This is a genomic window from Halorubrum sp. Atlit-8R (assembly GCF_003666025.1).
Classification (GTDB): domain Archaea; phylum Halobacteriota; class Halobacteria; order Halobacteriales; family Haloferacaceae; genus Halorubrum; species Halorubrum salinarum.
This window is the reverse complement of the sequence record NZ_QPLV01000008.1, coordinates 26,030-48,759: the sequence shown is the minus strand read 5'-3', so window position 1 is coordinate 48,759 and position 22,730 is coordinate 26,030. Positions and strand designations below refer to the sequence as shown.

Annotated in this window: 23 protein-coding genes; 14 read left to right on the top strand and 9 right to left on the bottom strand. The window is 58.3% G+C overall.

The window, feature by feature from the left end:
- Positions 1 to 123: 123 nt before the first annotated feature.
- The 3 genes from DVK05_RS16140 (at position 124) to DVK05_RS16130 (ending at position 2,066) form a co-directional block, all read left to right on the top strand.
- Positions 124 to 1,404: a Cdc6/Cdc18 family protein gene (locus DVK05_RS16140; RefSeq protein ID WP_007344140.1), complete on the top strand. Its 1,281-nt coding sequence runs from the start codon at positions 124 to 126 to the stop codon at positions 1,402 to 1,404.
- Positions 1,405 to 1,544: 140 nt separating this feature from the next.
- Positions 1,545 to 1,814 carry a type II toxin-antitoxin system HicB family antitoxin gene (locus DVK05_RS16135; RefSeq protein WP_121564877.1) on the top strand — a complete coding sequence of 90 codons (270 nt, stop codon included), beginning with the start codon at positions 1,545 to 1,547 and terminating at the stop codon, positions 1,812 to 1,814.
- Complete coding sequence (locus DVK05_RS16130) at positions 1,815 to 2,066, top strand: type II toxin-antitoxin system HicA family toxin (RefSeq protein WP_121564875.1); 252 nt, start codon at positions 1,815 to 1,817, stop codon at positions 2,064 to 2,066. It begins immediately after the preceding gene.
- A gap of 689 nt (positions 2,067 to 2,755) precedes the next feature.
- Here DVK05_RS16130 and DVK05_RS16125 read toward each other — a convergent pair.
- From DVK05_RS16125 to DVK05_RS16105, 5 genes are all read right to left on the bottom strand, one after another.
- Entirely contained in the window at positions 2,756 to 4,006 is a 1,251-nt protein-coding gene (locus DVK05_RS16125) for a restriction endonuclease (protein WP_233559451.1), read from the bottom strand.
- Between the two features lie 423 nt (positions 4,007 to 4,429).
- Positions 4,430 to 4,708 (bottom strand): hypothetical protein, encoded by a 279-nt coding sequence (locus DVK05_RS17605; protein ID WP_233559449.1) that lies wholly within the window; start codon positions 4,706 to 4,708, stop codon positions 4,430 to 4,432.
- A gap of 157 nt (positions 4,709 to 4,865) precedes the next feature.
- Positions 4,866 to 5,708 carry an ABC transporter permease gene (locus tag DVK05_RS16115; protein WP_050033734.1) on the bottom strand — a complete coding sequence of 281 codons (843 nt, stop codon included), beginning with the start codon at positions 5,706 to 5,708 and terminating at the stop codon, positions 4,866 to 4,868.
- Positions 5,705 to 6,625 (bottom strand): extracellular solute-binding protein, encoded by a 921-nt coding sequence (locus DVK05_RS16110; protein WP_121564873.1) that lies wholly within the window; start codon positions 6,623 to 6,625, stop codon positions 5,705 to 5,707. The genes DVK05_RS16115 and DVK05_RS16110 overlap by 4 nt, the downstream gene beginning before the upstream one ends.
- Before the next feature lie 174 nt (positions 6,626 to 6,799).
- On the bottom strand, positions 6,800 to 7,855 hold the full coding sequence (locus tag DVK05_RS16105) for an Mrp/NBP35 family ATP-binding protein (protein ID WP_121564871.1): 1,056 nt from the start codon (positions 7,853 to 7,855) through the stop codon (positions 6,800 to 6,802).
- Positions 7,856 to 8,693: 838 nt separating this feature from the next.
- Between DVK05_RS16105 and DVK05_RS16100 the strand changes: the two genes are divergently transcribed.
- The 8 genes from DVK05_RS16100 to DVK05_RS16065 all read left to right on the top strand — a co-directional run bounded on the left by DVK05_RS16100 (position 8,694) and on the right by DVK05_RS16065 (position 15,880).
- A complete protein-coding gene (locus DVK05_RS16100; RefSeq protein ID WP_121564869.1) occupies positions 8,694 to 9,092 on the top strand; it encodes a helix-turn-helix domain-containing protein in 399 nt (132 codons plus the stop codon).
- Positions 9,093 to 9,183: 91 nt separating this feature from the next.
- Positions 9,184 to 9,519 (top strand): carboxymuconolactone decarboxylase family protein, encoded by a 336-nt coding sequence (locus tag DVK05_RS16095; RefSeq protein WP_121564867.1) that lies wholly within the window; start codon positions 9,184 to 9,186, stop codon positions 9,517 to 9,519.
- A gap of 381 nt (positions 9,520 to 9,900) precedes the next feature.
- Positions 9,901 to 10,263 (top strand): helix-turn-helix domain-containing protein, encoded by a 363-nt coding sequence (locus DVK05_RS17600; RefSeq protein WP_233562232.1) that lies wholly within the window; start codon positions 9,901 to 9,903, stop codon positions 10,261 to 10,263.
- Between the two features lie 180 nt (positions 10,264 to 10,443).
- The gene (locus tag DVK05_RS16085; protein ID WP_004597865.1) at positions 10,444 to 10,686 is read left to right on the top strand and encodes a 4Fe-4S ferredoxin N-terminal domain-containing protein; all 243 of its coding nucleotides are present in this window, start codon (positions 10,444 to 10,446) and stop codon (positions 10,684 to 10,686) included.
- Entirely contained in the window at positions 10,679 to 13,162 is a 2,484-nt protein-coding gene (locus DVK05_RS16080) for a molybdopterin-dependent oxidoreductase (protein WP_121564863.1), read from the top strand. The genes DVK05_RS16085 and DVK05_RS16080 overlap by 8 nt, the downstream gene beginning before the upstream one ends.
- Before the next feature lie 2 nt (positions 13,163 to 13,164).
- On the top strand, positions 13,165 to 13,995 hold the full coding sequence (gene dsrO / locus DVK05_RS16075; RefSeq protein ID WP_121564861.1) for a sulfate reduction electron transfer complex DsrMKJOP subunit DsrO: 831 nt from the start codon (positions 13,165 to 13,167) through the stop codon (positions 13,993 to 13,995).
- Positions 13,995 to 15,299 (top strand): NrfD/PsrC family molybdoenzyme membrane anchor subunit, encoded by a 1,305-nt coding sequence (nrfD, locus tag DVK05_RS16070; RefSeq protein WP_121564859.1) that lies wholly within the window; start codon positions 13,995 to 13,997, stop codon positions 15,297 to 15,299. Before dsrO ends, nrfD begins: the two co-directional genes overlap by 1 nt.
- Entirely contained in the window at positions 15,296 to 15,880 is a 585-nt protein-coding gene (locus DVK05_RS16065; protein WP_121564857.1) for a molecular chaperone, read from the top strand. Before nrfD ends, DVK05_RS16065 begins: the two co-directional genes overlap by 4 nt.
- 123 nt (positions 15,881 to 16,003) lie before the next feature.
- Here the strand turns inward: DVK05_RS16065 and mobB are convergent, their stop codons facing one another.
- Positions 16,004 to 16,735, bottom strand: a complete 732-nt coding sequence (mobB, locus tag DVK05_RS16060; protein ID WP_121564855.1) for a molybdopterin-guanine dinucleotide biosynthesis protein B — start codon at positions 16,733 to 16,735, stop codon at positions 16,004 to 16,006.
- Positions 16,736 to 16,989: 254 nt separating this feature from the next.
- Between mobB and DVK05_RS16055 the strand changes: the two genes are divergently transcribed.
- Together DVK05_RS16055 and DVK05_RS16050 are read left to right on the top strand one after the other, a co-directional pair.
- Complete coding sequence (locus DVK05_RS16055; RefSeq protein WP_394338862.1) at positions 16,990 to 17,424, top strand: molybdopterin-dependent oxidoreductase; 435 nt, start codon at positions 16,990 to 16,992, stop codon at positions 17,422 to 17,424.
- Entirely contained in the window at positions 17,421 to 18,065 is a 645-nt protein-coding gene (locus tag DVK05_RS16050) for a molybdenum cofactor guanylyltransferase (protein WP_121564853.1), read from the top strand. The genes DVK05_RS16055 and DVK05_RS16050 overlap by 4 nt, the downstream gene beginning before the upstream one ends.
- Before the next feature lie 244 nt (positions 18,066 to 18,309).
- Here the strand turns inward: DVK05_RS16050 and DVK05_RS16045 are convergent, their stop codons facing one another.
- A complete protein-coding gene (locus DVK05_RS16045) occupies positions 18,310 to 19,455 on the bottom strand; it encodes a competence protein CoiA (protein ID WP_199712356.1) in 1,146 nt (381 codons plus the stop codon).
- A 342-nt stretch (positions 19,456 to 19,797) separates the two neighbouring features.
- Here DVK05_RS16045 and DVK05_RS17015 point away from each other — a divergent pair, with 342 nt between their 5' ends.
- Positions 19,798 to 20,670, top strand: coding sequence for a hypothetical protein (locus DVK05_RS17015; RefSeq protein WP_147437810.1), 873 nt, complete (start codon positions 19,798 to 19,800; stop codon positions 20,668 to 20,670).
- Between the two features lie 98 nt (positions 20,671 to 20,768).
- Here the strand turns inward: DVK05_RS17015 and DVK05_RS16040 are convergent, their stop codons facing one another.
- Positions 20,769 to 21,656 carry an ABC transporter permease gene (locus tag DVK05_RS16040; RefSeq protein WP_121564851.1) on the bottom strand — a complete coding sequence of 296 codons (888 nt, stop codon included), beginning with the start codon at positions 21,654 to 21,656 and terminating at the stop codon, positions 20,769 to 20,771.
- Positions 21,653 to 22,708, bottom strand: a complete 1,056-nt coding sequence (locus tag DVK05_RS16035; protein WP_121564849.1) for an ATP-binding cassette domain-containing protein — start codon at positions 22,706 to 22,708, stop codon at positions 21,653 to 21,655. Before DVK05_RS16035 ends, DVK05_RS16040 begins: the two co-directional genes overlap by 4 nt.
- Positions 22,709 to 22,730: the final 22 nt, after the last annotated feature.

The window sequence follows — 22,730 nt, the reverse complement described above, 5'->3', positions numbered from 1 at the left end:
CGAACACCACCGTATCTGTGTGGTGTATCTATGTCTCATGAAGGCATGGTGTACACAGATGAAACTGATGACACTCATGAAGGTGTGGTTTTAAGTAACGCCGTGGTTACAAGTCGAGTAATAATGGGGCTGGAACGGTTCAAACCCGATTCTACAATTTTTGCTGATGAAGCAGTGCTTCGAGACGGGTATCGGCCTGATCAGTTAATCGAGCGAGATAACGAACTCAAGCAGTACCAGTCGGCTCTGAAACCCGTGATCAACGGAGCACCACCGAAAAACCTGTTTCTATATGGGCAGACAGGCGTGGGAAAGACGCTCTCATCTCGAATGATTATTGAGCGGCTAGACGAGGATCAACAGAATCTAGATGACGTCGATGTACACTTTGCCGAATTGAATTGTAAATCGCTGAACTCGAGCTACCAGGTAGCTGCGAATCTGATAAACGAGTTTCGAGAGCCGGAGGAGCAGATCAAGCCGACAGGATATCCATCTGGGATGATATACACGATGCTATTCGAGGAACTCGAAAAACTCGACGCTACGCATTGCCTAGTTGTTTTAGACGAGATCGATGCTATCGGAAATGATGACGACATCCTATACAAACTTCCTCGCGCTAACGATAATGGGAATGTCAGAGATACGTCTGTCGGGGTTATCGGGATCTCGAACGATTTCACTTTCCGAGATAACCTTTCTGCACGGGTGAAAGACTCCCTGTGCGACGAGGAGATTCATTTCCCACCGTATGATGCGAATGAACTCGGGAACATCTTGAAGCAACGAGCATCCGAAGCATTCCACGATACGACTGCATCGCAACTTGATAATGGAGCGTTCGAGTTATCATCAGACATTCTTGAAGATGATGTGATCCCGTTATGTGCAGCGTTCGCGGCGCAAGATTCTGGGAGCGCCCGGCAAGCGCTGAAGCTGTTGTACAAGGCCGGTGATATGGCGCGTGACGAGGAAAGTGACTGTATTACTGAAGAGCATGTTCGTCGTGCGGATGAAGCGGTTGAGCGGGATAAAGTGAGAGAGGAACTAGGACGACTTCCCACACAATCAAAATTAACGCTGTACGGACTATTGTTGCTCGAGCAGGAGAGTGCGCTCCCAGCTAAGCGAAATCGGATCTACGAGCGGTATGTGTTGGCTGCAAAGCGTATCGACGCGGATGTCCGTACCGACCGCACTATTCATAACCGCTTGTCCCAGTTGACGCTGAAAGGATTTCTTGACGTTCGCGAGCAAAACAAAGGCCCGAAAGGTGGGAGTTACTATGAGTACGAGTTCTCAATTCGTGCAGACATCGTGCGTGATGTACTCCAAGGAGATAGTCGCCTACAAGAGTTGTTTGACGGAATTGATGGAGACATGACTCTCGACAAGTTTTGATACAGATCTCTTTTTGACTGGTCATTGTTAACTAACTCCAATAAATGGGTACGGATAGCCAGTAGCGCAGCGTCAGGCTCGTGAAAAAGTAGCTTGGTAACGCCCAAACCCTTATTCGGCTTTCATCACGTAGATAGAGCATGGCCACGTCGACGAGAGAAGGCGATGACCACGAGGACGAGATCCGTCTCTGGCGGGAAGATGGGTGGTGGGTCGCCAAAGACGTCGAGACGGGGGTGACGACTCAGGGGACCTCACGCGCCGTTGCGTTGGAGAATCTCGATGAAGCAGTGGCTCTCCATCGAGGAGAGATTGGACACGAACCGACGAATGTAGAACTCGAGGAGTTAGGTATCGATCCGGAGGACAACACGACCGGGGAACAGCACCCCCCGGACGTGCTCGAATAGATGGGAAGACGGACGTTTTCAGGACACGAAATTGCCAAGGTCCTCGTCAATGCTGGTGGCTTCGAATGGCGGCGGACAGCCGGAGACCACGCACAGTTGTACTATGAGCATCCGACGAACGAAGATGATCGCCGCCAGGTGACTGTTCCGTTACACGACGAGCTTCGAACCGGGACGCTCCGTGAAATCGCCGACGGAGCGGGTGCGCAAGACTTTGAAGAGTTCTGTGACTGGATCGATCGGAACGCGTAGCACATTGAGAAATCAGATACGGGTTGAGCAAGAACTTCCACAGCACAATCCATGTGAGTTGGACCTCGCTTTGATTAACCAACATAGACGGCAAAAGCGTGGTGTGTTGGTTAAGTCATCTCGTCTTTGTGTAGAACTGCTGAAAATCCTCTCGACAATGAGGGTCTGTCCCTCCCCCGTTTTCGAAGCTTTTGGTGACAAGAGATAGCGGGAACCCACACACCACTATTTCCGAAGCTATCCACGAGAGAAGAAGGGGCCACAAAAAAGGCGGCATAAATAGTTGAGAGTCTCATCGATTAACTGGATTCTGTTGTCCTCGACACAATATCTATTTTCGACGTACTGCCCCGACGACGAACTGGCCTCGACAGGACCGTCAGCAGATTGTACGCAATCGCGTCGGTGGTTATAGTTGAACACTTGAACGGGTGGTGTGTAAGGTCGACAATTAGAACGGCTGTCTGGTCATCGGAGACACTTGAAGACGTGGTGTGTGTGAGATCGGCTGGGATTTCAGCGTCGATCGCTGTCGGCGTACAGCTCGAAACACTCGAAGCGCCGGAGGGTGAGGACAGAGACAAGCGAGGTGCCGTCGCAGAGGCCGGTGATCTACTCCTCCCTCCCCGGTGGTTGGACGACATCTGCGAGGGATCGAACCAATTGGATCCCGTTCTCATAGCCAGTCGTCACCCGATATCCTTCTTTGTCCTGCTCAACGGCCCCTGCGCTTGGATGCGCGAGCAGTTGGAGGGCGGATCGAACCTCTTCGGTGGTTGGGATATCGTTCGAGTCCTCCATGCCCACGACGATCCACCGGACGTCCTCCGCTGTCTCCACGGCTCCGTCGGCACGCTCGAGAGCTCGAATGACCGCAAGCAAGGTCTCTCCAGCATCGATGCGGTCTTGGATGTACTCATCGAGGAGGTCGAGTCTGTCGTCTTGGAAGGCCCTGAGCGTGTCAAGAGCGCCAGTATTTCCTCGGGTGGGACGGCATACTCCTCCCGGCGATCGAGAAGCTCGACGAGGTCGTCGACGGCGATTGTTGTCAGCTCGGTCGTCTCGGCATTATCGATCACCTTTGGGGCGAAGCATGGGGCGACCACGATGGCGTGATCGGCTCCACGCTGGCGTCGATGCTTGTCCACGTTTGTGACCTCTAGCGAGTTGACTCGCCCGTTCCCTCGGGCCTTCACTTCGACAACGACGTGTTCGGGGGATCGGATCTCCACGTCGGTGTCACCCCCTCCTTCGATCCAGTCGGCGGCACAGCCCAGCCGGGAGAAGGCCTTCGCAACGAGTTTCTCGAACTCCTCATGAGCGTTCCCATCTGTGCTGGCCGCCCGGAGTTGATCGGCGAGGTCGGGAGTGGGTCCGTCGTCTTCGTCGTCGACCGGGTGAACACGCTCGCCGGCATCGGTGAGGTCGGCAATGGCGGTTTCGACTGATTCCTCGCCAGAGAGTTGGTTGAGGCGCTTGTCTGCGACTCGTGTGAATCCCTGCGGGCGGTAGGTCTCGTCATAGCCAACGAGCTCGTTGAATTCCTCAATGTCGACGTCGACTTCCTCAACATCGGTGAGGAAGGTCATGTACTCCCACGGGCTTTCCTCGTTCCAGCGACCGTGTTCAACGTTCTCTCTCCAGAGATACTCCGCAAGGTCGGGGTCATGTCGGAGTTGGAGAACTTGTCCCCTCGCGACGAACGCGCCATCGTGGTAGACGAGCGCGATGTCGTTTCGCTCGACGTTCCGCCACGTCCCGTCTACTGAAGTACCCCAGACATGGACGAGATCGTTGTCAGATGTCGTCCGAAACAGTTCGAGATCCTCGTCATTGAGGTAGGACTCAATATCCGCAATTGGGTGCCCATCTCGGATGAACTGTTTGTAGTCCTCAAACGCGTCGTCGCGACCAGCGGGGAGGATCACGATTCCGGTCATGCTTGAGTGGAAATCACTAGTGGGAATCAAATAATTGGCTACAACTCTATGGAAAGGCTCTTTTGAATTCCTCATTTGGTGATATATTCTCGGAGCCGTGCTGAACCCAGAGCGTGAGTCGGTTGGGTGGGTGGCAAACGTGCCCGCGGACACCGGCCCGTTCACGAGTCGAGACAGTTAGTGCCCACTGAGCCGACGGCGACGCTGGGAGGCCCACCCTGCGACCGCTCCGAGGGGAACGAGCAGGGCACCGACCAGCGGGCTCCACGCAGTAGCGACGGTTCGAGTAACATCGACAGCAGTCCACAGCGGTTCCGGATAGAGCTGTATTGCGTACTGTAACCCCTGCCCGGTAACGATACTGAGGAGGAGTGGAAACAGTAGTACGTACACTCCTGCCAGTATTGGGACGAGTGCCACGATTCAGAGGGCCATCGCGCTACCCACGAAGGCCCCCTGTTCCGGAGTAGATACCCGAGACGCGACTCGTCGCCACACGATAGCGCCTAGGACGAACCCCGAGACAAACGCGAACTGTGGCGCGTATCCGACCCAGTACTGCGCGTCTGGCGACAGGCGCAATGGAACTACCATCGCCACGAGCATATAAAGGAGAGAGGCGGCGAGTGCCGCCGCCGCCGTGACGACCCCGGCACCCATATCCCGCCACCACGTCACCGAGCGTTGCTGCCACGTGACCATACGGCTTTGGACGCTGCGTGGGGATATAATTGAGCGCAACCGGTCGGTGACAGGTGTGTATCCTCTGTATCTCGCACGCCGATTCTATCAGCTCTTAAGGACTTCAACAGAGCCGCAGAGTCGTATTCGAGGGTACACTCGGACCTGTACCGGTGGGTCATTCTATTGAGTTCGAGGCTTCTTGCTCCACCACGGTCGGCACCCCGGCGAACCGCTGTACCGTAGCGACCACAACGAGCGTAACCGCCAACAGCGCGAGTGCGAGTGGAACAATCGCGTCGATGCCGCCGGCGATAAAATCGACCCAGATACGTGTTGGTATCGTTCGAGGATTGTACGCGACCATCATCGTTGCGCCGAACTCACCGATGGCCCGCGAGAACGTGAGTATAATGCCGGCGACAATCGCTCGTCTCGCGAGGGGGAGCGTCACGCGTCTGAACGTGGCTATCGGCCCGCACCCGAGTGATCGAGACGCCTGTTCAAGCCGCTCATCAATTGAGCCGAATCCAGCGCGGGAGGTAATCACGACGAACGGCGCGGCAACGAACGTCTGTGCGAGCACGATGCCGACGAGACTATCTGTCAGCGGTAGCCCGACCTGCGCCGCGGCCGCTCCAATCGGTGTGAACCGCCCAACCACACTGAGCAGCATCGCCCCGCCAACGACCGGCGGGACGACGAGTGGAAGTACGACCAGCGCCTCAACAAGTCGCTTCCCTGGAAACGTCTTGCGTGCAAGGACGTACGCGAGCGGAACGCCGAACACGGTCGAAATCGCGGTAGCGACGGGCGCGGTGAGGAGCGAGTTCCGGACCGCCGTCCGGCTCGTCGTCTGTAGCAGGGTCTCAACGACGGGAACCGATCCGGTTCGGCCGAGGAACACCACGAAGGGGAGCGCGAAGTACACGAGCAGAACCACTCCGAGAACTCCAAAGACCAGCAGCGGGGGTACACGTCGTGATTTCGTGGCTGAGCGAGTTACATCAACAAGGCTCATTCGCTGCTCACCTCGATAGGAGCCTCCCCGTGCGTTCTCGGGAATTCCTCCGTCTCGAACCCGTTCTCACGGAGGGTCTCGCCGGCATTCGCAAGGAATCTGACGAATTCGTGCCCGGCGTTCGGCGAGTCCGCACTTTCGAGCACCGTCGCGTTGTACACGATCGGCGCGCCGGTCGCCGTGTACCCGTCGTCCGTCGTGTACGAGACCTCCGCGTACTGGTCGGCGTACTCCGGGTTCGAGAAGTTGTACGCGTCCGGGAACGAGTGAAACGGAAGCCCGTGGTCCGCGGCCATGTTCCGGTAGACGACCGCGGCGGCGCGGTTCCCCGTCTCGACGCCGGCGAGCAGCTGTGGTTCCTCCGGCTCCCGATAGGCGGCCTCGGTGACGGTCTCAGAGAAGCCGTCGAGCCCGTGTTCCCGCTCGGCGAGTCGAAACGCGTGGATGGCGCGGTATCCGAGGGGATCAAGATCGGGATCGCTTATCGCGAAATTACCGCTGTCGGCCTCACGCGCAACCTCATACCACGGATCGCCCGCATTTAGTCGTTCCCCGAACCGTGTGTCGGGAGCATAGGCGATCCCGATGGCGTTGGACGCGAATGACACGTCCCATGCCGAGTGAGTGTCGTAGAGTCGGTCGCGTAATAGCCTGGCGTCAGCGCTCACGACAACGTCAGGGTACTTCCGGTCGTCCTCGACCATCCGCATCACCGCGTTGGTGCCGTAATATTCCCCGCGAACGGCGAGTCCCGTCTCCTCTTCGAACCGCTGTCCGAGGTGTTCGTCGAGGACGACCGCGAGGCTCCCGGCGGCGAGAACGGAGACAGAATTGCCGCCACCGAGGCAGCCAGCGGCCCCGACTCCGCCCCCGGCCGCGAGCGTCGCGAGGACCGATCGACGGGATCGCGATTGCATGGGAAAGCCTTCAGACACCAGTCGAATATAACCTTCTCAAGTTACTACTTCGTGAGAAGTAATTGCTTAAGATTATATTTCGACAATCTCCAAGTTATTCGCGGTCATATCTAATTACGACGCCAGATCTGAAGGGAGACCTTCGACTGAGCGCGAGCTTCAGCGTGCCGTTGCCTACTGGTTCTGCCCAATTTCGACGGCACCGTTGGCGTGCGAACGTCTCCGCTCTCGACCGACTTGGTCCATCGTCCGTTCAGCGAGCTTTCGGAATGCTCGTGCCGGCTCCGAGTTACCGTCGGAAACGACGGGCTCTCCGACCTCGCACCCCTGTTGGATCGCAGGGTCGAGCGGGATCTCGGCGAGGAGCGGGTGATCGAACTCGTCGGCGAGTCGCTGGCCCCCGCCGGTCGCGAACACGTCGTGTCGAGTCCCGCACTCGTCACAGACGAACCCGCTCATGTTCTCGACGACGCCGAGTACCGACGTATCATGCTTGTCAAACATCCGAACGCTCTTTCGGGCGTTATCCAGCGAGATGTCCTGCGGCGTCGTCACGGCGAGCGCACCCAAGACCCCTATCTGCTGGAGCAAGGTCAGCTGTACGTCCCCCGTTCCCGGAGGCAAGTCGACGACGAAGTAGTCGAGATCTCCCCACTTGGTGTCGTGTAGTAGCTCTGTGAGTACCTTATTGACCATGGCGCCCCGCCAGATGACCGGATCGTCGTCACCGACGAGGAAGCCGATGCTCATCAGCTTGAGTCCGTGGCTCTCGACCGGTCTGATTGTCTCGTCGTCCTCCGCCCTCCCCAGTTCATCCTGTACGCCAAGCATCCGCGGGATGTTAGGGCCGTACACGTCGGCGTCGAACAGTCCAACATTGGCCCCCCGCTCGGCCATCGCCGTCGCAAGATTCACCGAGACGGTGCTTTTGCCGACGCCGCCCTTCCCGGAGGAGACAGCGATCACGTTCGGTGCGCCGTCCATCTGGCCGGCGGGCGTCGTATCGTCGATCTCGACCGAGAGAACTGGTTCGTATCCCTCGTCCCGAACGGCGGCTCGAACGTCCTCGGTTATCTGTGTCTCGACCGGCGAGTGCGGGGCACCGAGTGCGAGCGGTACGTGGGCGGTATCTCCATGGAATTCAATGTCTCCGACGAGACCGAGCGAAACAATGTCGTCATCAAGGGCCGGATCCTCGACCCGTGCGAGCGCGTCTTGAAGGGTAGCCATTAGTAGATCACGTGGTTAGGCTGCGGGGCGGATTGCCGCACTTCGCCGTCGTCGACCGTAATATCGTGGGCGGTGCCCTCGATGGGCACCGGCCAGTCGTGGAACGCTATAGACTCGAGACAGGCCTCTGAGCCTTCAGGCGCCTTATAGTCACCATGGTCTCGGTACATGTTCGTGTGTAATATCTCGAGCGGCCAAGCCGTATTCCTGAATATTACAGGTTTTTAAATCTATCAGGCGTGCTCTAACGAATTACGGAGAATCAAGGAGAAAGCCTCGCGCTTCAGCGCGGGGATGAATCCGACAATTCTCTACAGCAACCACGAACTTCTGGTCGGGTGTTTTAAGTGAGTGATTGTCGTACCAATAGGTATCCGAGGCGGTCTATTCGCCCAATGAATCGGACAATATCGGGATTCCCGACCACACACAGAAAGCACCCTTTCTGTTGTCGTGTTCGGGTACAGTACGAAGTACCGCTGAATCCCATGCCGGGATAGGAGTAACGGCTGATTGGCACAGCCAGTAGCTGTCACCGAGACAACTACAAACCGTAAACACCCCAAACTAGCGGTGCGGGGCCGTGGGAATCTTCGCCCTTCAGGGCGGAGATGATGTCAATGCTGTACCGCCCGGTTCGAGCGAGCGATTCGAGTAGACGCTGTGTGGCGAGAGTTTCTACAGCAGAGAACAATCCATCCACCGAGATCATCGGCAGCTTCCGTCACACGACGGTGGTGTTTTGGCCGTCTCGTCATTCATAAGCATATAATGACTAACATAATTTAGCGGAGAGAGTTTACTCTTTTCAGCGGAATGTACTCGTACGGGTCTACCAATGGCAACGAACGGCGCGGGCGACGGTGGGCATACGGTTCTAATAGAGACCGATCCGAGTGTCGATATTGCGGCCGTCTTAGGTACGATTGCGGATCTCGATATTGACGGAGTACGAGTTCGTGATATCCGCGCCAAGGAGCGCTCAACCGTAACAATTTCCCCCGAGAAACTGACAGAGGTACAGCGTCGGACATTGCTTCGAGCGGTTGAAGCCGGATACTACGCCGAGCCACGGGAAGCGACACTCGCAGACCTCTCAGCGGAGTTTAATGTGTCTAAGTCCGCGATTTCACAACGCCTCCACGGTGCTGAGGCGACAATCATTCGGCAAATGGGCGAAGAGATGACTCACGGGCGGGTACTGGATCCGACAATGGCGTCTAGTCGAGGGGAGTGACGGCTCGAATCCGTCGAACCGATCGAGGCAGTATCGTCACGTCATGGAAATACTCGGGTCGCTTTTATCTGTACTCTCTAGATGTCCGTGTATGTCTGATGCCATCGAAGACACCGACGAACTTCCGTCGACGGCGGGTGAACTCGCCGCTGAATTTCCCGAGGTGTGGGACGAGTACGCCGATTTAGGCAAAGCCTGTTCGGAAGCCGGTCCGATCGAGGGCGAAGAGAAGCGCCTGGTCAAACTGGCGCTGGCGGCTGGCTCTGGGTCAGAAGGAGCTGTCCACTCACACGTCCGACGAGCGCTCGAGGAGGGTGTCGACCCTGAGGCGCTGCGACACGTCGCGCTACTGGCTGTGCCGACAATCGGGTTTCCAAACGCGGTGGCAGTGCTGACGTGGATCGACGACATCGTCGACGCAGAGTGAGCAGCAAACTGGCTCGGTCCGTCCGTTCAGTCGCTCACAGAGCGTACAACGCAAGTGATTACATCTCCCGTTGGTGAATTTATAATGGTAGAAACGACAGAGCGCTCATCGACCGCAGCGAGTGATAGTACGGAGACCGCCTATCGACTCTACGCCGAGTTTGAGCTTTCCGCGTCCGGTGAGATCGCCTGTCCTGTCGAGGTCTTCGGCCAGAACGCAGACCGGATCGATCGGCAGTCTTCTGACGGGAAGTGTCACACGGAGACCACACATGAGTGCGGCGACGAAACACCATCTGGGCCGGCCGACACAGAAATTCGCCACTCGAAAACCGAGATCACGTCTGAGTGCTTCTGCCCCATCTTCTTCGACTACGACTGTATGCCGAAGATCACGGCGGTCACCGACGACGCCGTTGTCATTCAGGCGTTCCTTCCGGACCGCGACCACCTCTCCGCGCTGATAGACGATCTCAGAGAGGCGACGGACGACCTCTCGTTGCGCCGTCTCACCCGGGTCGACTCCGTCGACGGCGACCGGTCGAACCGCGTCACCCTCGACCTCTCCACGCTGACCGAGACCGAACGGGAGACGGCCGCGATGGCGGTCTCGTCGGGCTACTACGAGACGCCGAGGGAGACGAGCGTCGGCGAGCTCGCTGCGGACCTAGACATCACGAAGTCGGCAATGTCGCAGCGACTGAGTTCGATCGAATCGAAACTTGCGCTCGCCGCCTTCAGGTAAGCCGTCCGGCTCTCGGGACGGTCATCGATGTGCGGCGATAAGGCGTGTGAAATACCAAGGTAGTATTCTATCTGTGCCATAATATAACAATTGTTCACCAATAACTCGAGGCGCATATAATATGCTGTAGTATACAGCGCGAGTCGTATCGCGGTCTACTCACAACATACAGATAGAGCCATGAGTGACCCACAGCAGCCGAGACTGACGCCGATCGATGAGTGGGAAGATGAAGCTGAAGCGATGTTAGATGATGTCGAATATGACACTGATCTCGGTGTGCAGATGGCTCGTGATGCGATTCGGGTCTCAAATGGAGAGCTGACTGACGCCGAGTTCCACGAGAAGTACCACGAAGCAGTACTAGAAGAGTTCGGCGAGGACGAACGCCCGACGAAGCCGGAGGGGTTCGAGGATGACTGACGGGAAAGCGTACAGACGAGACGTACTGAAGGCCGGTGGAGCCGCTGCCGCCCTCGGAGTCGGGGGGAGCGGATTTCTCCAGACGCTGGTCGAGAGCGAGGAAGATCAGCCGTCGACCTCCGGGTTCGAGAGCTTTGTCGGTCAAAACGACGTCGTCCAGACCGTCTGTTCGCCCAACTGTCGGGGGAAGTGTCCGATCGACGTTCACGTTCGCGACGGTCAGGTGAAGAAGATCGAACCACATCCACCGGAAGACGAACAGTACAAGCGAGCCTGCGTGCTCGGGCTGTCACACACGCAACGCGTGTACGACCCGACGCGACTGAAGTACCCGATGAAGCGGGCGGACTGGTCGCCTGACGAGCCCAATCCACAGGGACGCGGTCCGGACGCCGAGTTCGAGCGCGTCTCGTGGGACGAGGCGCTCGACCTCGTCGCCGACAAGATGCAGTCGTTGAAAGCCGACCACGGCGCCGAGAGCGTCCTCTTCCACGAGGGGTCGGGGAACTACGGGCAGACGGGCAAATCGTTCAAGCGACTCGCGTCGCTGTTTGGCGCGACCCAATCCGCCTGGGGTATCGACACTAACGTCGGTCGCGGCTTCAACCGCGTCACTGGTGTCGGTGCCTTCCTCCCGCCGACGAACGAAGCCGAAGACTGGGAGAACGCGAACACGATCATCGTCTGGGGGTCGGACATCTTCTCCAGTCAGTTCCAGATGGACGCCTCGAAGATCCTCGACGCGATCGAGAACGGGGCGAAACTCGTCGTCGTCGATCCGGTGTACACGACGACGGCGTCGAAGGCGGACCTGTGGCTCCCCGTCGAGCCCGGTAAGGACGTACACCTCGCGCTCGCGATGATGCACACCGTCTTCGAGGACGAGACGTACGACGAGGACTTCCTCCGGAAACGGACGACTGCTCCGGCGCTGATCCGCAAAGACACCGGGGAGTTGCTCAAGGCGAGCGACGTCTTCGAAGACGGTGGCGAGAATCAGGTCGTCGCCGTCGAACGCGGGAGCGGTAGCCCGGTCGCACTGGAACCCGAAACCGGCGGCGCGTACGCGCTCTTCGGAGAGTTCACCGTCGACGGCGTCGCGTGCGAGACGGCACTGACGCGGCTTCGAGACCACGTGGCGGACTACGCTCCCGAGAAGGTCGCAGAGACGACCGGTGTCGACGCCGAAAACATCCGGACTGCGATCCGGTGGCTGGCGACCCGTGGTCCTGGCGGTATCGCCCCGAGTTACGCACTCGGCCGGTACAAACACGGACACATCTTCGGGCAGGCGTACGCCATGTTGATGGGGATGACCGGCGACTACGGTCGTCACGGCAACATCCACGCCCACCACTCGGGCGGTGCGACGCTTGCTGCCGGCGACTGGGCCAGCCCGAGCGACGCCGACCCGGGCCCGTCGCTGACCTTCCCCGAGTACCCCGACGCGATGATCGACGGTGACCCGCACAAAATCAGGGCCGTCTACTCCATCGAGTCGAACATGATGGGGAACCAGTTCCCGGACCGACAGCGGTTCAGAGAGGCCATCAGAAGCCTCGAGATGTACGTGGTCGCGGACATGCACCACACGGACACGGTCCAGCACGCCGACATCATCTTCCCGGTCCCCCACTGGTTCGAGCAGGAAGACATCAGCTCGGGCTGGGGGTCCCATCCGCATCTCGGCTACCGCCACAAGGTACAGGAACCGATGTGGGAGGCCAAAGACGACTACTATGCCATCCGCGGACTCGCGGAGCGGTTCGGGTACGACGATCGCTTCCCGGAGACGAAACGAGACATGCTCCGGAAGCTCGCCGGCCGAGACGACGACATCGACTTCGACACGCTGTTCGAGCAGGGGACGCAAAAGAAAGAGAGCGTCCCGATCGTCAAGTACACCGACGAGTTCCCCACCGAGACGGGGCGCATCAAGATGTACGACGACGACGCCCCGAGCGAAGAGGGCGTCACGTTCGACGTGCCGCGACCGCTCGAGGATCGGACCGCCGACGACTACGAAAAGGCCGACGAGTACCCGCTGATGTTCATGCAGAAGCACAGCCGGTTCCGCATCCACTCGCAGTACGAGATGCTGAACTGGGTGCGCGAGATCAACCCGGAACCGCAGTTGGACATCCACCCGAAGGACGCGAAGGCCCGTGGCATCGACGACGGCGAGTACGTCCGGGTGTACAACGACCGGGGCGAGATGGTCGTGAAGGCGAAGTACAACGACGCGTTCCAGCCCGGTCTGGTCAACACCGATCAGGGGTGGTGGAGCCGCGACTTCGTCGAGGGTCACCTCCAAGACCTCACGCACAACGAGGTCAGTGAGGTCGGCCAGACGATGGCGTTCTACGACGTGCGGGTGGCGGTCGAATCCGCACCCGACGACGTCGACACCGATAAATACGGATCTGACAACCCGCGCGGGAGCGGTGCCAAAGCGACTCCCACAGGAGGTGACTGACGATGACAAAACACGGGCTCGTAATCGACCAGGAGCGGTGTATCGGGTGTCAAGCGTGCGCAGTGTCGTGTAAACAGGAGAACAACGTTCCGATGGGGCAGTTCTGGAACCGCGTTCTCACTGAGGGCGGTGAGAAGATGGACACTCCCTCGGGCGGCTACCCCGAAGACGGCGGGAGTGGGTCACTGGACATGCAGTACCAGCCGACGGCTTGTCAACACTGCGAGAACGCGCCGTGCGTGAAGGTCTGTCCGGTCAACGCGACGTACACCCGCGACGACGGCATCGTCGAGATCGACTACGACAAGTGTATCGGCTGTCGCTACTGTATGGCGGCGTGTCCGTACAACGCTCGGGTGTTCAACTGGGACGAACCCGAACACATGCCAGAGGAGGGAACCGGTGACGTGGAGGCCCGACCGCAGGGCGTCGTCGAGAAGTGTACGTTCTGTAGCCACCGCGTCGACGAGGGGCTCGATCCGGCCTGCGTCGTCAACTGTCCGGCCGATGCCCGCATCTTCGGTGATCTCGACGACGAGAGCAGCACCGTCTCGAAGTACATCGACAAGTACGAGACGGACCAGCTGCTCGAAGACCGCGGGACGGACCCGAACACGTACTACATCAGCGGCGAAATGAGTCCGGGACGCCCGCAGACGTCGGACAAGATGGAGAGCGAACTCGACGACGTCTCGCCGTGGTCCGACGGCGACGACGACGTGCCGTCGGAGGAAGCCGACGGCGCCGGTGGCGAGTCGAGTGGTAGCAGCCACTCCGTTGAGGGTGGCGAGATTCCGTACGCTACGCCTGCGAAATCGGGAGGTGACGACTGATGGCAGCGAAAACCGGATCGTCGCGCGTTGCGATCCCCTCGTTCGGCGGGAAGGGCAAGCTCTGGATCGGCCTGCTCGTCGCGCTCATGGCCGCTGGGATCGCTGCGTGGGGGTACCAGCTCACGACGGGGCTGATCGCCACGGGAATGCGCAACGTCTTCTCGTGGGGGCTGTACATCATGATGTTCGTCCTGTTCGTGGGGCTGTCGGCAGGCGGACTCATCATCAGTAGCGCGCCGAAGTTCTTCCATTCGCACCGCTACGAGGGCTTCGCCCGGCTCGGAGTGCTGGTCAGCCTCGCGTGTATCATCGTCGCGGGACTGCTCATCTTGCCGGACATCGGTCGTCCGGGGCGGATATACCAGTTTTTCACCTCGCCGGACTTCCGGTCACCGATGGTGTGGGACTTCGGTATCGTCCTGCTGTACGGACTCTTAAACCTCTGGTACCTGTGGCTCTTGACCCGACGTGACCTGGCCGCGCGCGGGTCGGCCCTCGCGCTCGGGTTCAAAGACACCGAGGCGGGCCGTGAGCGCGATCGAACGCTCATGTTCTGGACGGCGGCAGTCGCGCTTCCGACCGCGGTCGCGCTCCACTCGGTGACGGGCTGGATATTCGCAACGCAGGTCGGTCGCGGTGACTGGTTCAGCCCGCTTGTCGCCCCGGTGTTCATCGCGAAAGCACTCGTCTCCGGGCTCGGCCTGCTGCTGGTCGTGTCGGTCCTCGCGGACCGGTACACAAACTTCGAGGTCGACCGAGAGGAGCTCACGAGCCTCGGCAAGATCCTCGGGATCTTCCTCGCGTTCCACGTGGTGTACCTCTTAGCGGCCGAGCGGCTACCACACGCTTGGGCGGATCACTTCGAGTTCTGGGCCATCATGAGTAACTTCCTGATCGGAGACTCGGTGTACTTCTGGCTGTGGACCGTCGTTGGTGGCGCAGTCCCACTCGCTATGCTGGCACTCCCGCCCCTCCGAAAACGCGTGTCAGTTATCTTCACCGCGAGCGTGCTCGCGGTCGTCGGGACGATGTTCGAGGGGATTCGCCTCGTGTTCACGGGGTACGAGGTCGCCAACATCGACTCTGCGCCCGGCATCTCGCTCGGCGGCGAGTACACCGGTATTACGACCGATATCTGGGCGACGGCAGGGGCCTACACCCCGACGCTCGTTGAGATCGCTGTCACCCTCGGCATTATCGCCTTCGGGGCGTTTATCGTCACGCTCGGCCTGAAGTACGTGCCGATTCAGCGAGTCGACGCTGAGCCATCGTACGCGACTGACGGCGGAAAACAAGACCAATGACGGACCAAACTACCGCGTCGACCGAACGTGAGCGGTCGACCGAACAGACCGACGAAAGCGACGCGTTCCAGTCGGACGCAGCGGCGACATACGCGGTCCTCGCCGAGTGTTGGCGGGAGCCCAGCCCCCGGCTCGTCGCGGCCGTCGAAGCAGGCGAGTTGGAACCGGTGTTCGGCGACCTCGGATCGGTAGACCTCAAGGACCTTCGAACCGAACACACGCGGCTGTTTATCGGCCCGGCAGGACCGCCGTGTCCGCCGTACGAGAGCGTCTACCGCGACCGCGACGACCCCGACGAACTCGGTCCAGTCAAGGGGCCCGCTACGATGGCGGTCGCGCGCTGGTATCGAGAGTTTGGCGTTCAGCCCGCTCAGGACCATTCGGACCTTCCAGACCATATCGCGACGGAGTTAGAGTTCGCCGCGTACCTGGCGGAAGAAGGGTTCGATGAGCGGCTCGAACAGTTCTGTGACGAACATCTCAACACGTGGACTGAAGCGTTTTTGGAGCGTGTTGAGGACAAGACGTCTGAACAGTTCTATGAGGCGCTAGCGGCGACAACCCGGCAGGTGGTGGGATAGCTAAGCCACTCGGCTTGCGAACTCGACGGCGTCTCGGCGGTATTATCGACCGAGTCGGCACCGCGCAGGTACCGCTTTTCCGTGGGTTGCACTTCTCTTGAGAGAGCCGCGGACGTCGGGCAGCTAGGCTCGATCAACGAGTTGATCGAGCGCCTCGCCGATCGCCTCGTTCGCTCTTGTTGGGCCGTCGGCCAGTGCTACCACGTAGACGAGATCGTCATGTTCGTCGAAGAGAGACTGCTGACGGTGGACGCGCGCGTCACGGACGCCGTCCGTCGAACGGAGGCGGCGTTCCGCCCCTTCGAGCTGTGTTTCCACGTTATCAGTGGAAGCCAGTTCAGCCTCCAGTACGGTACTCGTCGCGATACTTCCGGAAGCGCTTGTACCGACTGAGCCACGGAGCGCGGTCACGAGGGACGCCGGTGTCTCGTAGGAGGGGAGGGTCTCGACGATGTCCGTCACCTCGTCGAAGTCAAGATCGTCAGCGCTGGCGGCCGTAACTACTTCCGGGACAGTAACCGGTCTATCGCCGAGCGACACCTTCGGCAGGTAACTGTCGCTAAACCCCTCGACAACGGCGTAGTCACACTCGATTGCGAAGTCGTCGAGCACGTCGCTAAGCGTTCGCTGGTCGCCGGTGCCGAACCATCCTCCGTCGTCGGTGAGACCGACGGTATACATCGAGCCAGCCGCTCGATGCCTGGCGGTGTCTTTCCCATCGGTATCGATGTCTGGTTCGTGAGTGAGGCGCTTGACGGTTCCCACCGCCCCGTGAGCACTGAGGCGAGACGCGAGCTCTGCGACGGTGGTTGTCTTTCCGGAGTCGGACGGTCCGGCGACGCCGAGTACTTTCATACTCTCACTCACAGGGAAGCTAATATATAGCGTCCGGAAGCGCTAGGTTAGGGTGACTCATTCGGTCGTCACAGCGGCTGTTCGCATGGTAGATGAGATTCTTCAGACCGAGGCAAGACTATACATTTATATTTACTTAATCAGGTTAATTGTTGAGGAGCAGGCTCAGGGTCGCTGAGAACTACTGCTTTACTGTTAGGCACATGAATTCCCCAGACACTCGTTTCCACGAACTTCCCCCACTATCCACCCCGATTACTGTCTCGGGGAATCGCAGTCTGTCGTTATCTGGTGAAGCACTGTCGATGCTTCCGATCGAGACCAAAACGGTCACAATCAAGTGTGCGTCGGGTACACGCAACACAGCAACCTGGACAGGAATTCCGGTACTCGAACTGCTCTCTGCCGCCGACGTTTCAGATGAGACGACTCATTTGGTGGTCGAAAGTGATGGCGGCTATCGCATGTGTGTTGACATCCGCGCGGCGCTTGACGGCTTGCTCGCCTTCTTTCGTGACGGCACGCCAATTTTGGAGTGTGAACCATACGAAACACGGTTTATCACGCCTGGTGTCGACGGCGCTCGAACGGTAAAGGCGGTCGCCCTACTGGAAGCACGACACCTCTCTCCGAGTGCTGACCCGGAATCTGTCGAAGAAATATCCCGAGAAGAAGAATACTCCGCATGAGTGGCGAATCACCTGGCGTGACTGGCGTGGTTCTCGCAGGTGGGAACAGTCGTCGATTCGACGCCGGAGACAAGGCTCTTGCCACGCTTGACGGCGAGACGTTTCTCGAGCGAGTACTCGGTACGCTTCGTGCTTCGACAGCACAGCCACCGATTGTCGCAGTTCAAACCGAGGCCCAACGGGAGCAACTTCGCAGGACCCTCCCGCCGTCATGGGATGTGCGGTTCGTGCTGGACGACAGCAGTCTCGCGGGACCGCTTGCTGGACTATTGTCAGCATGTGAGGCGGCACCGACACCGTGGATATTCGCAGTCGGGTGCGATATGCCGCTCTTGGATCCGAGAGCAGTCAGGGAATTGTGGACACGAGTTGCGAATCACGCTGAGAGAGCGCCTGAAGCAGTCGTCCCAGTTTCACGGCGCGGACGACGCGAACCACTACACGCGTTTTACCGACGCTCTGGGGTCATCAGCCACCGAAATAGTGTATCTGGTGAGGGTAGTTTCAATGCGTTTCTCGCCGAGTTTGACCATGTCGACTACGCCGAGCTGAATGAACTACCGCAGTTGATCCGGCTATCGACAACGAATATAAACACGGTCGCAGAACTTGAACACGTCACTGAGAGACAAAGGGAGTAATCTGCTTTGTTGAATCCACAGAAGGCAGCAGGATCGGGTCATTCTGTACACGGTTCAGGACCGCTGCCGAGAGAATGTAGAGATGGACTCTTGCCAGGGAGAGCACGGATCGAGATCGTTGGGTGGATCGATCCAATTCATCGACGACGAAAAACGAGATAACCGCGTCTTCAGCGATCGTAATCACCGTGCTGTCATCGGATTCAACAGCGCAGAACGGGTCCTCTTTCCGGGACTATACGGGTTAGCAGACTGGCTCCATCGTTACTATACCCCAATCCGGGTTTGGAGCTTTTCCGAACAAAATTGCCGCCTCCGTCTCCCCCTGCCCGGTATGGTTCGTGAGAAGGTGAACAGGGCAGTGCTGGCATTCCCAGAGCGCGACGTCGACGCGATCATCGTACCTTCGTTTGATGACTTCCTTTCTCGTCCATTCGTGAATGCCGTGTGGTCCGCGACACGGTGCGACATCGGTACGGTTTGCTAATGCTCCCTCAAACGACCGTTCACGACCGAACGAGTCGCCGTTCTTCCAGTCGTCAAAATCGTCCGCAACATCTGGATAGGGGATAACAGCGTCACGAAGAACTTCGATGTCGACCTCTGGTGCGAGCACCCCCTCGTAGTCGTACACGAACCTGGTTAGTTCGTGATCGTACCGCCGGCGTGATCCGCACCACCAGCAGTATTCGTATTCGTACCCGTCCGGATGCGCATATCCTAGGACTTGGCTCCAATTGTGGCTCCCGTATTCTTCGACGAAATGGCAGCCTCGAGATTTTTCCTCCCAGTCGAGATTCGCTTCGACACGAGTGTCGAACTCCCACGGGTCGTACTCACGGATGCTGAAAGCACGACCGTCGTCGGCTCGGAACGCGTCGTCGACGACCTGATAGTCCAGCTGCTCGTCACCAAAATCCCCAGACTCTAACCACGCGACTGAGTACCCCGCTGAAAGGTAATCGTGGGTGGTTCCTTCGATATCCTTGCTGTGATGCTTGTGTTGAACCTCGATGATAAGGCCGCCTCCGAAGAAGGGGTTTTCCTCATCGAACTCAACGAGGGCGTCGGCCCGTCGGGTCTCGGGAGTTGTTGGCGTCCCTGTCGCGTCGATTGTGATTTCAGCCCCGACGCGTGCTGCATTCGGATAATGGTCAGCAAGCGTAGCGACTGCCAATGCCGTACAGCGAGCGTGGGTATCTGATTCCCCCTGGCCCGCCTTTGAACAGGACTCAGCTGCGTCGTCGGCAGCGTGAAAGAAGTGGCGGGCACGGTGGTCCCCGTCGCGAGGATAAAGGATACTTCGGCACTCAGGACATTCGACGGGTTGCTGGTCATTGACCTGTATGGGGGTGACAATCTTCCCGTCGTCGAGCGCTCTGAACGGCACGGTCAACTGAAACAAAATACGTGGTCTGCTTGAACGTTCCGCTGTTCCAGAGTTTCAGAAGACGAAGAGGAGACTGTATTAATTACTAGTCGGTAGTGTCAGAACAGGTCACGTTCTAATCGGAGGGGAGACAGCCTGAATCAGCTGATCCTGATTCTTAGGATCTTACTATTTCACACAACAAGTGTGAATCCCGTGTCCTGATATGAACTGACTACCGAGCGCAGAACTCGTCTTCGGTAAATCCCAAGGTTAGTAATCTCGAATTGTATGTTATTGTTGAAATATGCCCCTACCGTTTCACTGCCAAATCGTTATGACTGACCCACAGATACGGACGGTATGGATCAGCCATCGGACGTAAACAACCAACGACCGAAAATCCCGATTGGGATTCCGAGTTTCGACAATCGCCTCAAAGGCGGCATCCGCCCCGGAACATCAATATTGGCCATCGGTCCTACTGGAGCTGGTTACCATGAGTTTCTTCGGTCCGCGGCGATTATGCACGGGAACTGGCAGGCAGAATCGGGCTTGTTCGAGATTACATACGACGAGGTACCCGAAGCGGTCCGACAGCCTTCAGAGGTACGGTATATCACGGTCAACGATTCGGAGAATACGCTTCGCCGGCATATACACGATCTCGCGGACGATGAGTTCGCTTATCCCGCACTCGAACACATCAACGTACTCAGCCTTGCCGAGGAAATGGCTAATCTCGGACCGATTAAACCCGGAACAGGCGGCGGGTTCGAGTATAGACCGAGGTCAGACCAATCCACTGAGTATTACGAACAGGTATTCCGCCGATTCGATGATCTCATCGAAGCTAAACCAGGAGAGATGATCTTCATCGATTCCCTGACTGACTTTGTTCCACTAATATGGAAGTTCTTTGAACCGGGCGATCTATATTTCATCGCGCAAACACTCTGTTATATGGTGGCTAAATCAGACAGTATTCTAATCGCTGCCGGCGATACCAATCTCATTAACCAGCAACGGCAAGGTTTGCTTGAACGGTCTTTCGAGGGTGTTCTTGACTTCGGATGGTTTGGCGAGGGATTACAACAACGGCGAACGCTTACCGTCTCGAAATTCCCGGAGTTCTGGCGTGAAACCGATACTAAAGGACGCGTCAATTTCGATTTGGAGATTGATCGAGATAAGTTTGGGATTTCTGAAATTGAGAAAATTCCCCCGAATCGATGAGATATTTTGAAGATGTTACTATGGTTCTGTAACGTTTCGAACTGGTGGGATAGGTAGCTGGGACGGTTCTATTAAGCACGAAAAATGAAATCACTCCGTCACTTAACGTCAGAACTCGTCGCGCGGGTGAGCAGGAAGACCGCGACAGCACCGAGTACCAGATCGAGGACAGCGAGAACTACGACCGCCGGAACCAGTGTGTTCCAGATGCCGCTGAATTGCGTCACCTCGACGACCGTCATTACGTCTTGGTCGAGCATCAGCGCCCGGGCAGCGTCGACGCCATAGGTGACGGGGTTGAACCGAGCGAACGTTTGAATCCACTCTGGGAGGGCGTCTAGCGGCAGGAACGCTGACGAGAGGAACAACAGCGGAAACTGGAGGAGGTTCGCCGCGATGATCGTCGATTCTTGGTCTTTCGTGATGACGGCAGCGGTGTTCGACAGCGCGATAAACCACAGCGAGAACAGCAGGCCGACGAGCATGATACCGACCGCGCCGACGAGCCCGGTGGCGATCTCCGCGCCGAGCAACACCCCGAGGCCGAGAATGATCCCGACCTGTACCACAATCCGGAGTACTTCTGCGGCCGTCTTTCCGACGAACACGGCCGTCCGGTTCATTGGTGTCGCCAGGATCTTCTCGAACATACCCTCCTCGATGTCGTTCACGAGGCCGATGCCGGAGGTGATGGCCGCCGCCAGCGACACCTGGATCGCGATTGCCGGAACCAGATACGTCTCGTAGCTGATGCCGGCGCCGCCACCGCGATTGATCGCCCCGCCAGCTATCTGCCCGAACACCTCGGTGAACAACAGCAGGAAGATGATCGGCTGGACGAGCGAGACGACCAACACGAACGGGTTGCGGACGGCTTTCAGGTTCCAGCGTTTGAAATTCGTCCACACATCCCCCAGAAAAGAGTTGCTCGCCCGATGAACGTCGGCGTCGGCCCCCGTCGTGGAATCCGTCGACGGCGTACTCATCGTTCGACCTCCGCGGCAGTTGCTGCCTCGTCACCCGTCACTGCTTGGTCGTCATCCATCTCGTCACCAGTGATAGCGAGGAAGACGTCGTCCAGGGTCGGGGCACGAATGTTGAACCCGGTCACTGTCAATCCTTCATCTCGGAGGGCAACAAGTAGGTCCGTGCCACGCTCGCGAGCGTTCTCGGAGGTGACGCTGATGCCATCCCCAGTCACCTCAACCATCGCTTCCGAATCGAAGATGTTGGTCTCCCGAACGACGGCAGCTGCGCGGTCGCTTGCGTCTTTCCCGTTTTCCAGATCGACGTCGAGGATTTCGCCCCCGACACGGCGTTTCAGATCGGCTGGCGGCCCGGTCGCGACGATCTCCCCGTCGAGGATGACTGAGAGACGATCACAGAGCTGGTCGGCTTCTTCGAGGTACTGGGTCGTGAGGAAGATGGTCGTCCCCTGGTCGTTGATGCGCTGGAAGTACTCCCAAAGGCGATTGCGGGCTTTTGGATCGAGCCCAGTCGTCGGTTCGTCCAAGAAGACGAGGGGTGGCTGGTGAACGAGCGCCATCGCAGCATCGAGACGCTTTTTCATGCCTCCAGAGAACTCCTCGGCCTGCTTGTCGCCAACGTCGGCGAGGTCAACGAGATCAAGTAGTTCGTCGATACGGTCACCACGTGCCGACCGTGGGACGCCATAGGCCTCACAGGCGAATCGAATATTCTCTCTGGCAGTGAGTTCGGAGTCAACGCTCGTCTCCTGAGCCATGTAGCCGACTGACTCGCGAACAGCTCGCGGCTCCGTCCGAACGTCGAACCCGTTGACGGTGATTTTCCCATCAGTAGGCGACAGGAGCGTAACCAACGTTTTGATCGTGGTCGTCTTTCCGGCGCCGTTTGGGCCGAGAAAGCCGAAGAATTCTCCCTCGGGAATCTGGATGTCGACACCGTTCACGGCTCGAGTTCCATCACTGTAGGTCAACTGGACATTCTGTGCGTCAATCGCGTAGCGAGGCGTCTTGGTACCATCGCCACCTGGATTCGTGTTGCCGTGTGTATTCATCGTGGACTCAGTTGCTACTTCA

Bases quoted from the DNA above. Each gene is read 5' to 3' on its own strand.
- DVK05_RS16140 (WP_007344140.1), top strand. From the start codon at position 124: ATGGGGCTGGAACGGTTCAAACCCGATTCTACAATTTTTGCTGATGAA.
- DVK05_RS16135 (WP_121564877.1), top strand. From the start codon at position 1,545: ATGGCCACGTCGACGAGAGAAGGCGATGACCACGAGGACGAGATCCGT.
- DVK05_RS16130 (WP_121564875.1), top strand. From the start codon at position 1,815: ATGGGAAGACGGACGTTTTCAGGACACGAAATTGCCAAGGTCCTCGTC.
- DVK05_RS16125 (WP_233559451.1), bottom strand. From the start codon at position 4,006: ATGACCGGAATCGTGATCCTCCCCGCTGGTCGCGACGACGCGTTTGAG.
- DVK05_RS17605 (WP_233559449.1), bottom strand. From the start codon at position 4,708: ATGGTCACGTGGCAGCAACGCTCGGTGACGTGGTGGCGGGATATGGGT.
- DVK05_RS16115 (WP_050033734.1), bottom strand. From the start codon at position 5,708: ATGAGCCTTGTTGATGTAACTCGCTCAGCCACGAAATCACGACGTGTA.
- DVK05_RS16110 (WP_121564873.1), bottom strand. From the start codon at position 6,625: ATGCAATCGCGATCCCGTCGATCGGTCCTCGCGACGCTCGCGGCCGGG.
- DVK05_RS16105 (WP_121564871.1), bottom strand. From the start codon at position 7,855: ATGGCTACCCTTCAAGACGCGCTCGCACGGGTCGAGGATCCGGCCCTT.
- DVK05_RS16100 (WP_121564869.1), top strand. From the start codon at position 8,694: ATGGCAACGAACGGCGCGGGCGACGGTGGGCATACGGTTCTAATAGAG.
- DVK05_RS16095 (WP_121564867.1), top strand. From the start codon at position 9,184: ATGTCTGATGCCATCGAAGACACCGACGAACTTCCGTCGACGGCGGGT.
- DVK05_RS17600 (WP_233562232.1), top strand. From the start codon at position 9,901: ATGCCGAAGATCACGGCGGTCACCGACGACGCCGTTGTCATTCAGGCG.
- DVK05_RS16085 (WP_004597865.1), top strand. From the start codon at position 10,444: ATGAGTGACCCACAGCAGCCGAGACTGACGCCGATCGATGAGTGGGAA.
- DVK05_RS16080 (WP_121564863.1), top strand. From the start codon at position 10,679: ATGACTGACGGGAAAGCGTACAGACGAGACGTACTGAAGGCCGGTGGA.
- dsrO (WP_121564861.1), top strand. From the start codon at position 13,165: ATGACAAAACACGGGCTCGTAATCGACCAGGAGCGGTGTATCGGGTGT.
- nrfD (WP_121564859.1), top strand. From the start codon at position 13,995: ATGGCAGCGAAAACCGGATCGTCGCGCGTTGCGATCCCCTCGTTCGGC.
- DVK05_RS16065 (WP_121564857.1), top strand. From the start codon at position 15,296: ATGACGGACCAAACTACCGCGTCGACCGAACGTGAGCGGTCGACCGAA.
- mobB (WP_121564855.1), bottom strand. From the start codon at position 16,735: ATGAAAGTACTCGGCGTCGCCGGACCGTCCGACTCCGGAAAGACAACC.
- DVK05_RS16050 (WP_121564853.1), top strand. From the start codon at position 17,421: ATGAGTGGCGAATCACCTGGCGTGACTGGCGTGGTTCTCGCAGGTGGG.
- DVK05_RS17015 (WP_147437810.1), top strand. From the start codon at position 19,798: ATGGATCAGCCATCGGACGTAAACAACCAACGACCGAAAATCCCGATT.
- DVK05_RS16040 (WP_121564851.1), bottom strand. From the start codon at position 21,656: ATGAGTACGCCGTCGACGGATTCCACGACGGGGGCCGACGCCGACGTT.
- DVK05_RS16035 (WP_121564849.1), bottom strand. From the start codon at position 22,708: ATGAATACACACGGCAACACGAATCCAGGTGGCGATGGTACCAAGACG.